The organism is Salegentibacter sp. (assembly GCF_041642575.1).
In the GTDB taxonomy this organism is placed as follows: Bacteria; Bacteroidota; Bacteroidia; order Flavobacteriales; family Flavobacteriaceae; genus Salegentibacter.
The window spans coordinates 1-14,093 of sequence record NZ_JBEPWD010000018.1; the positions used below are offsets into that span (position 1 = coordinate 1).

Genomic DNA, 14,093 nt, shown 5'->3' on the forward strand with positions numbered 1-14,093 from the left:
GCCTTAAACCAAAAAACCCCAACTATAAGTCGGGGTTTCTGAGGTGGTGCCTCCAGGAATCGAACCAGGGACACAAGGATTTTCAGTCCTTTGCTCTACCAACTGAGCTAAGGCACCAGTTGCTTGTTTAAAGCGGTTGCAAATATAATTTCATTTTTATTAACCCACAAAGGAAAATTTAAAAAAATGCTTTTGTAATTTAGCTTCTTTAAAAGAAAACCAGTGAATTTAGTTGTAGATGTAGGCAATACTTTGGTGAAAATGGCTGTTTTCCAAAATGGTAGCCTTCAGTATAAAATTGCATTTCCCCGCGAAGAATTTTTTCAGAAAACTGAAGAAATTTTTAAATCCTTTCCTCATATCGAAAAATCTGTCCTTTCCTCGGTAGTCAAAAACACCGAACGGGAAGAAGATTTGCTTCAGAAACGAAGCGAACTTCTAATTTTAACGATGGATATCGGTCAACCTTTTACAAATCATTATGCCACGCCCACAACATTGGGAAAGGACAGGATCGCACTTATCGCCGCTGCGGTAAAAAATTATCCCGGAAAAAATGTACTTGTAATAGATGCTGGGAGTTGTATAACCTACGATTTTAAAAATACGGAAGAAGAATATCTTGGTGGGGCAATTTCTCCGGGACTAGAGATGAGGTTTAGAGCTATGCATGAATATACAGGGAATTTACCCTTATTCAACCCAGTTGAAAACCCAGATATTACCGGTAATTCTACCCAAAAAGCCATGAATTCGGGTGCCGTAAACGGAGTGCTTTTTGAAATAGATGGATTTATAAATATGTATAAATCTGAAAATAAAGATTTAACAATTATTTTAACAGGTGGGGATATGCTATTTTTGTCAAAGCAATTAAAAAATAGCATATTTGCCAACCCTAATTTTCTGTTTGAGGGTTTAAACTACATTTTAGAATTTAACAAGACTCAATGATTAAACGATTTATAGTAATCGTAGCTTTTTTAACTACTGCATTCGCCACGGCACAGGAAAATATCTCATCTCCCTATTCATATTATGGAATTGGTTTAACAAAATTCAAGGGGACCATAGAAAACCGATCTATGGGTGGTTTAAGTGTGTTTTCGGATAGTATTCACCTTAATCTTAGTAATCCTGCCGGCTATGGCCGTTTAAAACGTACTACATATTCCCTGGCAGGAAGTCATGAACAAAGCAATCTAAAATCAGATTCCGGAAGCGATAACGCGAAAATCACTTCCCTGGATTATCTGGCATTAGGGATACCGGTAGGAAAATTTGGCTTTGGTTTCGGACTTATTCCTCAAACTTCTGTTGGTTATCGAATACTGGATGTCCAGGACGATGTTGCCAGCAGATTGCAGGGGCGTGGTGGACTTAACCGGGTATACCTTTCGGGTGGATATGAAATAAGTGAAAGTTTTAGTATTGGGGTAGACGCCCGTTATAACTTCGGAAATTTTCAGAATAGAAGAACCCTCGTAAGAGACCAGATTCAGTTGGGAAGTCGCGATATAAGCCGCTCTGACCTTAGAGGTTTGAGTTTCAATTTTGGAGCCGATTTTCAGACAATGATCTCAGACAGGCTGAAGCTTCATGCGTCAGCTACCTATTCTCCGGAAGCTACACTTACTTCAGAAAATCAAAGAGAAGTGGCTACCATTGCCTTTACCCAAAACGGCGAAGTGCCGGTTGAAGTGAGGGATCTCGAGGTAGCGGACTCAGAATATAATCTTGCAGAACAAATTACTATTGGTGCCGGTCTTGGTCGACCTAATAAATGGTTTTTTGGTGGTGAATATATTAAAACAGGCCGTAACGCCTATCTGGACCGTTTTAATACTGTAAATGAAACCGCAGTATATAATGAAGCCTCACAATACAGGTTTGGTGGTTATTTCATTCCCCAATACAACTCCTTGACAAGCTATTTTAAAAGAGTTGTGATTAGAGGTGGATTCCGCTACGAAGAAACCGGACTGAGCCTCAATAACGAGGACATCGATGAGTTTGGCATCACTTTTGGATTAGGCTTACCTGTAGGACCAGGATTCTCTAATATAAACCTTGGATTTGAGTATGGACAGCGCGGTACAACTGATTCAGGACTGGTAAAAGAGGATATTTTTAAAGTTTCGGTAGGGTTCTCTCTAACTGAAGCAAGAAAATGGTTTGAAAGAAGAAAATTTGATTAACCGCAATAACTCAAGAAAATGAAAACTAAATTAATAGCATTAGTATTTGGAGCCGTTATAGGTTCAGGTGTAGTTAGCGCACAGTCTAATGATTGTGCTACTATGGCAGCATTAGCCTATGACGATGCGAAAGCAAAAGATTACGAGGCAGCTTACGAACCTTTAATGAAGGTGAGAAAGGAATGTCCAAAATATAGCCTGGCTACTTTCCAGTATGGAGAGAGGGCTCTTAAGTATAAAATAGATAATTCTGAGGGTGAAGAGCAGAAAGAATACATCGAAGAATTAATCGAGCTTTGGGAAGAGCGATTAGAGCTGTTTCCGGAAAAATCTTCTAAAGGAAAAATCTACGGAGATATAGCTCAGCTAAGATTCGACTATAAAATAGGCGATAAAGAAGAGCAATATGAGGCTTTTGATAGAGCTTTCACAGAAGATCCTGATAACTTCACTAGCCCCAAAGGTATCTATGCTTATTTTTCACTTCTTGTAGATATGCAGGATGCAGGAGATCGCTCTCTTGAAGATGTTTTTGCTAAGTATGATGAAGTTATCGCTAAAGTAGAGAGTGAAGAAAACGAACTTGCCGAAAGACTGGCTCCTCTTTTAGAAAAGCAGGAACAAGCCGAAACGCTTACTGCAAAAGAGAAAACTCTTGTGAAGAATTCAGAAATCAATCTTAAAGCTTACAACCAGGTTAAGAATGCTATTAATGGTAAATTAGGACAAAGAGCAGATTGTGATAACCTTATCCCTCTTTATACTAAAGATTTTGAGGAAAAGAAAACAGATGTTGACTGGTTGAAAAATGCCAATGCGCGTCTTTCTGCTAAGGATTGTACTGAAGACCCATTATTTGTAAAAGTTTCTGAAGCACTTCATAAACTGGAACCTTCTGCAAAATCTGCCTTTTCTTTAGGGCAATTAGCTGAAGCAAATGGAGATCGTTCAAAGGCGCTTGAATACTATAATGAAGCAGCTGAGCTGGAAGATGACAATAATGCTAAATCCAGAATTTATTACAGAATTGCTAATAATTACAAGGACAGAGGTAGCTTTTCTCAGGCCAGAACTTATTATAGAAGAGCTTTAGATGCAAGACCTTCTTTAGGTAGTGCTTATCTGCAAATTGCAAATATGTATGCCAACAGTGCTAATGACTGTGGGAACACTACTTTCGAAAAAAGAGCTGTATACTGGGCTGCTGCAGATTATGCAAGAAGAGCTGCAAGTGTAGATCCTTCTATCGCTAGTAACGCAAATCAAGCTGCAAGCAGTTATATGGGAAGAGCACCGCAAAAATCTGATGTCTTTCAGGAAGGAAGAAGTGCGGGAGAGGCAATACAGATTGGTTGCTGGATAGGCGAGACAGTTCGCATCCCTAACTTGTAAAATGAAGATTACATATAATCAAATAATTTCAGGCATTGTCACGCTAATAGGCGTGACAATGCTTTTTTCATGTCAGGGTAATTTAAATGAGATAAGAGCACTTGATCTTGAGGGAAATGCCCCCCAGGCTGAAGCCCTCAACCTAAATTTAAAATACACCGATTCCGGCCGGCTGGTGGCGACTCTTAAAAGCCCAAGAATGCTGGATTTTACCAATAAAAATTTTCCTTACCGTGAATTTCCTGATGGTCTTGAAGTAGAATTCTTTGATCCGGAAAATAAAAGTAGTACGGTGAGTGCAAATTATGGGGTGATCTACGAGAAAACAGGCCTTATAGATCTGCAGGATAGTGTTGTAATTTATACCAGCGACAGTACTCGGTTAGAGGCTAGTCAACTTTATTGGGATCAAAACCAGAGCTGGGTATTTACAGATAGACCAAATAAAATTCGCTTTCCTAATGGAGCTTTAAATGAGGGGGAGGGTTTTGATTCTAATCAAAATTTCGGTAATTTTCGGTCCAGAACTAACGTAGGGGTTCAAATTATAGAAGACAAAGAAGATGAGTAAATATTATAAGTTTTTTGAATATGCTTACCTGGTAATAGGTGCATTTTTTCTTTTCGAGAGCATCAGGATATGGGATTCCGAGCCCGGAAGAGCCTATCTTTTTATCTTTTTTGTGGTTATTTCCATTTTTATGTTCTTCTTCAAAAGACGTTTCAGGCGGAAGTTTGAGGAGCGCAACAAATAACTCCAATGCAAACCGAGATAATAATAATTGTTCTTTCCCTGATCTTTTCAGCTTTTTTTTCTGGGATGGAAATTGCTTACGTCTCTTCCAACAAGATATATATTGAAATTGAAAAACGCCAAAACGATTTTTTGGCAAATGTTTTAAAGAGATTAACTAAAAAACCATCAAAATTTATTGCTACCATGTTGGTTGGTAATAACATTGCCCTGGTTGTTTACGGTTTCTTTATGGGTGATCTCATAATGAGTTGGCTTACCGGTCTTCAGCCGGTTGAAAGCGGGTTTGTTCAATATCTTATTACCGATCTAAGCCTGCTTACTCAAACAATTATTTCGACATTAGTCATTCTCTTTACCGCTGAATTTCTTCCCAAGGTCTTTTTTCAGATCTATGCTAATTCTATGCTGAAGTTCTTCGCGGCTCCGGCTTACTTTTTTTATTTCATCTTTTCTTTTATTTCTGATTTTATAATCTGGATATCAGATTTTGTGCTGAAAAAATTCTTTAAGACTGAAGGAGATGAGGTACAGCTGGCATTTAGTAAAGTGGAATTAGGTAATTTCATCAATGAACAGATGGAAACAGTTGAAGACAATGAAGTTATGGACACCGAAATTCAGATCTTTCAGAATGCCCTTGAGTTTTCTGATATCAAAGCCCGTGAGGTTATGATCCCCAGAACCGAAATAGTTGCTGTGGATAAAGGCCAGGCACCAAGAGATCTAATTGAAACTTTCACTGAAACCGGATTATCAAAGATCCTGGTTTACAATGAGACTATAGACGATATTATAGGTTACATTCATAGTTTTGAACTTTTCAAAAGGCCAAAATCCTTGAAATCTATCCTTTTACCCGTAGTATTTGTTCCTGAAACCATGTGGGTGAAAGACGTGCTGAATATCCTTATAAAAAAAGGCAAAAGTATTGCAGTGGTCATAGATGAATATGGCGGCACCAGCGGGATGATTACCGTTGAAGATATCGTGGAAGAACTTTTTGGAGAAATAGAAGACGAACACGATTCACCGGTCTTTATTGAGGAGCGTCTCGACGAGGAACATTATTTATTTTCTGCCCGGTTGGAGGTGGATTACCTTAATGAAGCTTATAAATTTAATATTCCTGAAGGTGAAAACTATGAAACCCTGGGAGGCTTTATAGTGAATTATACCCAGGAGATCCCCCAGCAGGGCGAGCTTGTTACTATTGAAAACTTTCAGTTTGAGATCAAAGAAGTTTCCAATACCAAAATAGAATTGGTTGAGTTAAAAATCAAACCCGCCGATTAATTGAGGTTTCGTTAATATTTAGCTAATTATAAGTTTTATAATTAGGTTAAAAACGTTATTTTCGCCCACTATATTCCAGTAAATAATAACTACAAATGGCAGTATTAAATAAAATCAGACAGCGTTCTGTTTTCTTGATCATTATCATTGCTTTGGCGCTATTTTCTTTCGTTTTAGCCGACGTGATACGTAACGGAGGTTTTTCTTCCGCTAAATCTCAAAATGTAATCGCAACCGTAAATGGAGAAGAAATAGACAGGGAAGAATTTGCCCGAAATGTTGAAAATTTCCAGCGTAATAGCGGAGCAAATGCGAGCACATCCCAGGCAGTAAACCAGGTTTGGGAAAATAAACTTCGGGAGATCATCATCGATGAAGAACTCGAAGAACTAGGAGTGAGAGCTGAGCAATCTCAGATTAAGCAAATGATGAGGGCTCAGATGGGGAACAACCCAAATTTCGTTAATGAAGCTGGTGTGTTTGATGAAAACAGGTTAAGGGAATATGTTGCCACAATGAAGGCTACTTCTCCCGAAGCATATCAACAGTGGTTGGATTTTGAAAACAGCCTTGGAAGTTCTGCTCGTGAAAACATTTATTTTTCAATGGTCGCAGCGGGAGTTGGTGCAACCTTAACAGAAGCAAAACAAGCTTATCGTTTTGAAAACGATAATATAGATATGAATTTTGTGCAAATTCCTTATACATCAGTTTCAGACGATGAGGTAGATGTAAGTAAGGATGAGATAAGAGATTATATTAAAAAGAATCCGGCGAAATTTGAAACTGAAGCATCAAGAAACATCCAGTATGTTTTCTTTGAAGAAGAAGCTTCAGAAGAAGATCGCAATGAAGCGAAAGAATCTCTTACTGCTTTATTGGAAAGCAGGGTAGAATATAATTCTGCTTCTCAATCAAATGATACTTTACCTGGTTTTAATGAAACCGATGATTACGAAAGCTTCGTTGACGCTAATTCAGATTTGCCTTATGAGGATAGATATTTCTTCAAAAATCAACTTCCTTCTGATTTTCGGGATGAGCTTTTCAACCTTGAAGTTGGAGAAAGCTTTGGTCCTTATGAGCACGATGGATATTTTAAGATCAGTAAGGTCGTAGATGCAAGACAAATTGCAGATTCAGCCAAGGCAAGTCATATTCTTGTTTCATACCAGGGCTTGCAGTTTGCACCAAATGTAACCAGAAGCAAGGAAGAGGCTGAGCAGTTAGCCGATAGTATTGCTGATGTTGTGCGAAGAGATAAATCTCAATTCGCAAATCTTGCTGTTGAATTTTCTTCTGATGAATCAAACAAAGCTGAAGGCGGGGATCTGGGATATTTTGGACCCGGAGATATGGTGCCGGAATTTGATTCTTATGTTTTTGAAAACAACGAAGGTGATATAGACGTAATAGAGACCGATTTTGGTTACCATGTTATTCATATAGAAGAGCAGAGTGACAAAGAAAGAGCTGTGAAAATTGCAACTCTTGCACGTGAAATCGAAGCTTCTGAGCGTTCAAGGAATAACCTGTTTAATGAGGCTACAACTTTCGAAATTGCTGCTCGCGAGGGAGATTTTGCCAAAGTAGCCGAAAACGAGAATATCGATGTTAGAACCGTTAGAGATGTGAAGGCTCTCGAGGAGAATATTCCAGGTCTGGGTAACCAAAGAAGAATTGTTCAGTGGGCTTTTGAAGATGATGCTGATGTTGGAGATGTTAAGAGATTCGATACTTCTCAGGGGTATGTTGTAGCTCAGGTTACGGCTAAAAGAGATGCAGGGCTAATGAGTGCCGAGAATGCTTCATCAGAGGTAATCCCGATTCTTACAAAAAAGAAAAAAGCTGAGATCATTAAAGAAAAGATGAGCGGAAGTAGCCTGGAAGAGATTGCTTCAAACCAAAATTCCAGCGTACAGTCAGCAAATGCTGTGAATCTTGATAACCCAACGCTTCCTGGAGCCGGAAGGGAACCTGCTGTGGTAGGTACGGCTTTCGGAATGGAGACTGGCCAGGTTAGCAAGCCTATTACCGGAGACAAAGGTGTTTATGTAGTGGAATTGCTTAACAGAAATGAAGCTCCCGAAATGGATTCTTATAAGAATCTTGCAGATCAGGAAACGGCTCAACGTCGCGCCGAAGCTGCAGAACGTGCTTTTGAAGCCCTAAAGAAAAAGGCTGATATTGAAGATAACAGAGCCAAGTTCTATTAGAATAAGATTTCAAACCATAAAAAACGCTTCCTTTTGATTAAGGAGGCGTTTTTTTTATAGGATCATTTTACTGAATGGAATTATGGTATTATATCCTTTTTTTCTGAAGTATTGCTGAGCTTCCTGCCCGCCAGTAGCAAGAATAAAGTCACCGCCCCAGCCTCCAAGGCTTTTAAGGCTTCCGCTAAAATCGGGAAACAGCCTGGTTTTTATTTTGGGTAGGTTTACCGCTTTTGAGATCAGAGTTTCGTGTAGTTCTATTAAAAGCTGAAATTCTTCAAGGTTTTCACATTTGAGAAATTGTTCGGTCAGACCTGAAATTTTTTCTGTGAGAATATTTATGTTTTCACGGGGCTGGTTGCGGTAATGAGCAATAGCCTCCCGGCTGTTTTGTTTCTGGTTCAGAAAAACAAAAAAGAGCCTGTCTTTAAAATCGGGTTCAAAATGACTGTTTAATACCGATGCCTGGCCCTGATTTAATTGATAAGTAAACGCTGAATCCTGCTGTGCTGCAGCAATATCATAACCACTGCCTCCAAATGTCTTTTCAAGTAGTCTAAAGGCATCGATATTAAGCCAGCTTGCGATATTATTTATCAAAGTAGAGGAGCTGCCTAAACCCCAGTTTCGGTTAAATTCAAGCTTTGTGGTTATTTTATAACCCTGTTCTTCTGAAAAGAATCTATTATTTAAATCTTTGGCGGCATTAAGTATTTCCAGAAGCCTCGAAGCTGTTGGATCATTCGTTTTATCTTCTTTAGGAATGAAATTATTTTCTTTCAGAATAAAATTGCCTTCAAACCAGGCCTCACCTCTTTCGTCAAGGCTTGTCCATGAAATTCCATGTTTATCTGTGGTTTCAACCTGCATTTCCTGACCGTATTTGGTGGGTATAGCCAGAGCTTTAGCCCCATCGAGCACCGCGTATTCTCCGGTAATTAATAATTTTCCGTGGCTGTAAAATGTTTTCATTGTAAACGCAATTTTTCGAGCTGCTCAATTACACTACTGTGGGTTACGGTGTGGTGTTTAAAGTAATCTGTCAAAGTGAGTTTTTCTTCCCGGGTTGCATTTTGCTGATTTAAAATGTTCATAAGGTGCATTTTCATGTGTCCCTGCTGGATTCCCGTAGTAGTGAGCGAGCGTACCGCAGCGAAATTTTGTGCCAGCCCGGCAACTGCGACAATCTTCATTAATTTCTTTGCTGAAGGCTGCTGGAGGATGTCAAGTGCCAGTTTAACCAATGGATGCAGGCTTGTTAGTCCGCCAACAGTTCCTAGAGCTAATGGTATCTCCATCGAGAAAATAAATAATCCGTCTTCTACTTTAGCGTGGGAAAGACTTGTGTAATTCCCGCTTTTTGATGCGTATGCGTGTATCCCGGCTTCCACTGCTCTGAAATCATTTCCTGTGGCTAAAACGACAGCATCAATGCCGTTCATTATCCCTTTATTATGAGTCACCGCGCGGTAAGGTTCCACTTCTGCAATCTTTATGGCCTGGAGGAACTTTTCCGCAAATTCCTGTCCGCTCATTTGGTCATCCTCCGAAAGTTCTTCCACCGGGCAGGAAACTTCGGCCCTTACCAAACAGTGAGGTACGTAATTGGAAAGAATGCTCATGATGATCTCAATCTGCTTTTCCTCATTGGAAAAAGCTTCAAATTCTTTGGCCTCGTCCTGGAAAACATCAGCGAACTTTTCCAGGCAGGAATTGATGAAATTAGCCCCCATCGAATCCTGGGTGTCAAAGGTGCAGTGTAACTGAAAGTAGTTGTTCAGGCTTTCAGTTTTATCTTTGAGTTCAATATTTAAGATGCCGCCCCCGCGTTTTTCCATATTTTTCGTGATGGGCTTAACCGCTTCTATCATTTTGGGTTTTACGTATTCAAAAAAATTGGTGAGTTTTCCTGAGTCGCCCGGATAAGTGAAATGAACCTGCCCGATCTTTTGAGTGTCAATCACTTCAGCTTTGAAGCCGCCACGAGTTCTCCAGAATTTTGCTGCTTTACTTGCCGCTGCGATTACGGAACTTTCTTCAATTGCCATGGGTAAGGCGAGAAGTTCGTCGTTAATCAGAAAGTTAGGAGCAAGGCCAAACGGTAGATAGAAATTGGACAGGGTGTTTTCGGTAAATTCATCATGGAGCTGTTGCAAGTGTGAGTCTTCATTCCAATATTGTCTGAGAATACGCACATCTTCCGGCTGATCTTTAAGATAGGTTTCGGCTAACCAGTCTATTTTCTCCTTTTTGGTTAATTTAGAAAAACCGCTAATAGGTGGGATCATATTATTATTCAATTTTCGAAGGGCAAAGATACAAAGCTTCGGCTAAGATTTTGGTAAAAGAGAAATCGAGAATTCCCCAGGAAAATCCAGTACATTTTCTTTAACAAATCCTTAGTATTTAACATTATTAATTAACATATTTTGCTGAAATTTTAGTAAACTTGGGCATTGATACCCATATCATAAAAATATGAAATTTACGAATATTGTTCTGGGGTTGTTAGTAACTGCATCCTCAGTTGTTTATGCACAAGATAAACAAATTACCCAGGAGGAGATCTGGGATGGTACTTTTAGCCAGGAACGTTTACAATCTCTCCAATCACTGAATAACGGTAAGGAATATGTGGTTTTAAACCGAGAAAATGGTGTCGCCAGCATAGATGTCTATGACTATAAAAGCGGCGAAAAATCCCGTAGTCTTGTTTCTTCAGCAAACCTGGATCAAATCTCTTCTTTCCAGGGCTTTGAATTAAGCGATGACGAAAGTAAAATATTGCTTTCTACCGAAGTGGAGCAGATCTACAGAAGATCTTCTCGTGGAGTTTATTATATCTACAATACTGCTGCTGGTAGCCTCACAAAACTTTCTGATAAGAAAGTTCAGGAGCCCACTTTTTCACCTGATGCATCTAAGGTAGCTTATGTATTTGAAAACGATATCTACATTTTTGATATCAGTTCAGGGGAAGAAACCAGAGTAACTTCCGATGGGGAGAAGAATAAGATCATTAACGGGATTACAGATTGGGTTTACGAAGAAGAATTTGCTTTTGTAAAAGCTTTTCAATGGAACAAAAATGGAGACAGAATCGCATTTTTACGTTTCGATGAAGAAGATGTTCCTGAATTCTCCATGGATATCTTTGGGGAAGATCTGTATCCAAGACAGGAAGTATTTAAATACCCTAAGGCGGGTGAGACCAATTCTGAGGTGAGCCTTCATTTGTATGAGCTTGCTTCCGAAGAAACAGAAGATGTTGAATTGGGAGATTATGAAGATTTCTATATTCCACGTATAAAGTGGACCCAGGACCCTGAGATCTTAAGCTTGCAGGTGTTGAACAGGCACCAGAATAAACTGGATCTGATCTTTGTTGATGCTGAAGATAATGAAGCTGAGGTGGTGATGACTGAAACAGACGATGCTTATGTTGATATAACCGATAACCTGACTTTTCTGGAAGACAATGATTTTATCTGGACTAGTGAAAAGGACGGATGGAACCATATTTATCTTTATGATGAAGACGGCGAACTTGAAAACCAAGTAACTTCAGGAGAATGGGAAGTAACAAATTACTACGGATACGATAAAAAGTCTAACAGGATCTTTTACCAGAGTACTGAGAACGGAAGCGTAAACCGCGATGTTTACTCGATAAAACCAAACGGAAAAGGGAAAACTCGTTTAACCGATAGAACCGGGATGAACAGCGCCGATTTCAGTGCAGATTACACCTATTTCATCAATTCATTTACCAACACAGAGACTCCGTACGAATACAGTCTTCATAATGCCAAAAACGGCAAACTGGTAAGAGAGATCAAGGATAATTCGGCCTTAGTTGAAAAAGAAAAGCCTTATAATTTTTCTCCAAAAGAACTAAGTACTATTGAAGTAAACGGGAACGAACTCAATATGTGGATGATCAAACCATCAAATTTTGATGCCGATAAAGAATATCCATTATTGATGTTCCAGTATTCAGGGCCGGGATCACAATCTGTATCCAATTCTTACTTTGGAACCAATGATTACTGGTATCAGCTTCTGGCAGATAAAGGTTATATCATTGCAACAGTTGATGGAAGGGGCACAGGCTTGAAAGGAGCCGATTTCAAAAAAGTCACTCAAAAAGAACTTGGGAAATATGAGTTGGAAGACCAGATTGAGGCTGCCAGAGTTTTAGGTGACAGAGAATATATCGATGAAGATCGTATTGGGATTTGGGGCTGGAGCTACGGTGGATTTATGTCTTCAAACGCTATTTTAAAAGGCAATGATGTGTTTTCATTGGCTATCGCTGTTGCTCCGGTAACCAGCTGGAGGTTTTACGATACAATCTATACAGAAAGATACATGACTACTCCGCAGGAGAATCCGTCGGGTTATGATGAAAATTCTCCGATTAATCATGTGGAAAAACTAAAAGGTGATTATTTATTGATTCATGGGGGAGGAGATGATAACGTGCATCTTCAGAATACAATGAGAATGGTAGAAGCGCTTATCCAGGCGAACAAGCAATTTGACTGGGCGATCTATCCTGATAAAAATCATGGAATTTACGGTGGGAATACCAGGCTTCACCTTTATACTAAAATGACCAATTTTATTACTGAAAATCTTTAAACCAAATCTAAGTTAATGGCTACTACTACAACACCAGCGCCTCAAAAGGAACTCTTTGGACATCCAATGGGGCTTTATATCCTGTTTTTTACTGAAATGTGGGAGCGGTTTTCCTATTACGGTATGCGTGCCATCCTGGTTTTATATCTGGTAAGTGCAACTACCGGTGGTAATGCCGGCCTTGGCTGGACCCAGGGAGAAGCCCTTGCACTCTACGGTTGGTATACCATGCTTGTTTATATCGTTTCAATTCCAGGAGGTATAATTGCTGATAAACTTCTTGGACAGAAAAAAACCGTCCTCTGGGGTGGAGTGATTCTGGTTGCGGGACACACTATTCTTGCAGTTGAAGAAATGTGGGCATTCTATACCGGTTTGGGCCTTATCATTGCCGGAGTAGGGATGCTTAAACCCAATATATCCACAATGGTTGGAGGTCTTTACAAGCCTGGAGATATTAGAAGAGATAAAGGATTTACAATTTTCTATATAGGAATTAACCTGGGAGCGTTCCTTTCAAGTTTGATCGTTGGATATGTTGGAGAGCAGATTGGCTGGCATTATGGCTTCGGTCTCGCTGGAATTGCTATGGCTCTTGGATTGCTTGTTTATCTATGGGGACAAAAGTATCTTGTAAATGTTGGTAACCTCTTATCTCAAGCCGAAAGAGATGAAGGAGCTTCCCTTTCCGGACTTTTCTCAGATTTGTTCCAATCACCACTTCAGTTGGTTGTTACCGCAGTATTAATGATCGTTTCCATATATGTGTTGGTATTCGAATCCTGGGCTTATGGATTGTTATTTATCTTCCTCACTCTTGTTACTGCAATGATGCTCATGGTTTATAAGGATTTGACCACACAGGTAATGAAAGATCGATATGTAGTCATGCTATTGTCTTTTATTCTGGTTATTGTTTTCTGGGGTGCTTTCGAGCAGGCGGGAGGACTAATGAATATTTATGCCCTTGATAAAACCGACAGAGCGCTTCCATTTTCACTACCTGGTATAGGAAATGAAGTACCTGCATCGTGGTTTCAGTCTTTAAACGCTTTATTCATAATTGCGTTTGGAGTGTTAGTGGCTAATTTCTGGGCTAAACGTAAATTAAAAAGTAAAGAGGCCTCCTCTATCTTTAAGATGGCAGTTGGGGTTATAATTATGGGATTAGGTTTTGTATTCATGGCTGCCGCTGCTGTGCAGTTCGAAGCTAATGAATCTTCTGCGATGTACTGGTTAGTACTTGCTTATCTCTTCCATACAATTGGAGAATTAAGTTCTTCCCCGGTTGCACTGTCTTTTATTACCAAGTTGGCACCTATAAAATATGCATCTCTAATGATGGGAGTTTATTTTGCAGCTACCGGACTTGGAAATAAAGTAGCGGGAATCCTGGGAGAATTTGCTTCTGAAGCGGGAGATCTTGCAATCTTTTCAGGGATTACCATATTTACGGTAACCTTTGCGGTAATAGTGCTAATTATGCTGAAACCGTTAAAGCGTCTTACTCATGGTGTTGAAGATGAAGAACATGAAATGCTTGAACAGGAACCGTACGAAATTGCCGATACTGAGAAGAAGCATTAAGTTAAA

11 protein-coding genes and 1 tRNA gene are annotated in these 14,093 nt (G+C 39.5%); 9 read left to right on the forward strand and 3 right to left on the reverse strand.

Going from position 1 to position 14,093, the window contains the following annotated elements; translation table 11 throughout:
- Window positions 1–44 precede the first annotated feature (44 nt).
- Window positions 45–117: transfer RNA gene (locus tag ACESK1_RS05015), tRNA-Phe, on the reverse strand.
- A gap of 105 nt (window positions 118–222) precedes the next feature.
- Here ACESK1_RS05015 and ACESK1_RS05020 point away from each other — a divergent pair.
- From ACESK1_RS05020 to ACESK1_RS05050, 7 genes are all read left to right on the forward strand, one after another.
- A complete protein-coding gene (locus ACESK1_RS05020) occupies window positions 223–954 on the forward strand; it encodes a type III pantothenate kinase (RefSeq protein ID WP_372918539.1) in 732 nt (243 codons plus the stop codon).
- Window positions 951–2,198 carry a hypothetical protein gene (locus ACESK1_RS05025; protein ID WP_372918541.1) on the forward strand — a complete coding sequence of 416 codons (1,248 nt, stop codon included), beginning with the start codon at window positions 951–953 and terminating at the stop codon, window positions 2,196–2,198. The genes ACESK1_RS05020 and ACESK1_RS05025 overlap by 4 nt, the downstream gene beginning before the upstream one ends.
- A gap of 18 nt (window positions 2,199–2,216) precedes the next feature.
- Window positions 2,217–3,590: a hypothetical protein gene (locus ACESK1_RS05030; RefSeq protein ID WP_372918543.1), complete on the forward strand. Its 1,374-nt coding sequence runs from the start codon at window positions 2,217–2,219 to the stop codon at window positions 3,588–3,590.
- 1 nt (window position 3,591) lies between these two features.
- On the forward strand, window positions 3,592–4,161 hold the full coding sequence (gene lptC, locus ACESK1_RS05035; RefSeq protein WP_372918545.1) for an LPS export ABC transporter periplasmic protein LptC: 570 nt from the start codon (window positions 3,592–3,594) through the stop codon (window positions 4,159–4,161).
- A complete protein-coding gene (locus tag ACESK1_RS05040) occupies window positions 4,154–4,345 on the forward strand; it encodes a hypothetical protein (protein WP_372918547.1) in 192 nt (63 codons plus the stop codon). Before lptC ends, ACESK1_RS05040 begins: the two co-directional genes overlap by 8 nt.
- Before the next feature lie 5 nt (window positions 4,346–4,350).
- A complete protein-coding gene (locus ACESK1_RS05045; protein WP_372918549.1) occupies window positions 4,351–5,640 on the forward strand; it encodes a hemolysin family protein in 1,290 nt (429 codons plus the stop codon).
- 95 nt (window positions 5,641–5,735) lie between these two features.
- Window positions 5,736–7,856, forward strand: coding sequence for a peptidylprolyl isomerase (locus ACESK1_RS05050; protein ID WP_372918551.1), 2,121 nt, complete (start codon window positions 5,736–5,738; stop codon window positions 7,854–7,856).
- Window positions 7,857–7,910: 54 nt separating this feature from the next.
- On the opposite strand, the gene ACESK1_RS05055 is transcribed toward ACESK1_RS05050, so the two are convergent.
- Window positions 7,911–8,828 (reverse strand): GYDIA family GHMP kinase, encoded by a 918-nt coding sequence (locus tag ACESK1_RS05055; RefSeq protein ID WP_372918553.1) that lies wholly within the window; start codon window positions 8,826–8,828, stop codon window positions 7,911–7,913.
- Entirely contained in the window at window positions 8,825–10,144 is a 1,320-nt protein-coding gene (locus ACESK1_RS05060; RefSeq protein ID WP_372918555.1) for a hydroxymethylglutaryl-CoA reductase, degradative, read from the reverse strand. Before ACESK1_RS05060 ends, ACESK1_RS05055 begins: the two co-directional genes overlap by 4 nt.
- 190 nt (window positions 10,145–10,334) lie before the next feature.
- Between ACESK1_RS05060 and ACESK1_RS05065 the strand changes: the two genes are divergently transcribed.
- Together ACESK1_RS05065 and ACESK1_RS05070 are read left to right on the forward strand one after the other, a co-directional pair.
- Window positions 10,335–12,500, forward strand: a complete 2,166-nt coding sequence (locus ACESK1_RS05065; protein WP_372918557.1) for a S9 family peptidase — start codon at window positions 10,335–10,337, stop codon at window positions 12,498–12,500.
- Between the two features lie 15 nt (window positions 12,501–12,515).
- Entirely contained in the window at window positions 12,516–14,087 is a 1,572-nt protein-coding gene (locus ACESK1_RS05070) for a peptide MFS transporter (protein ID WP_372918559.1), read from the forward strand.
- Window positions 14,088–14,093 lie beyond the last annotated feature (6 nt).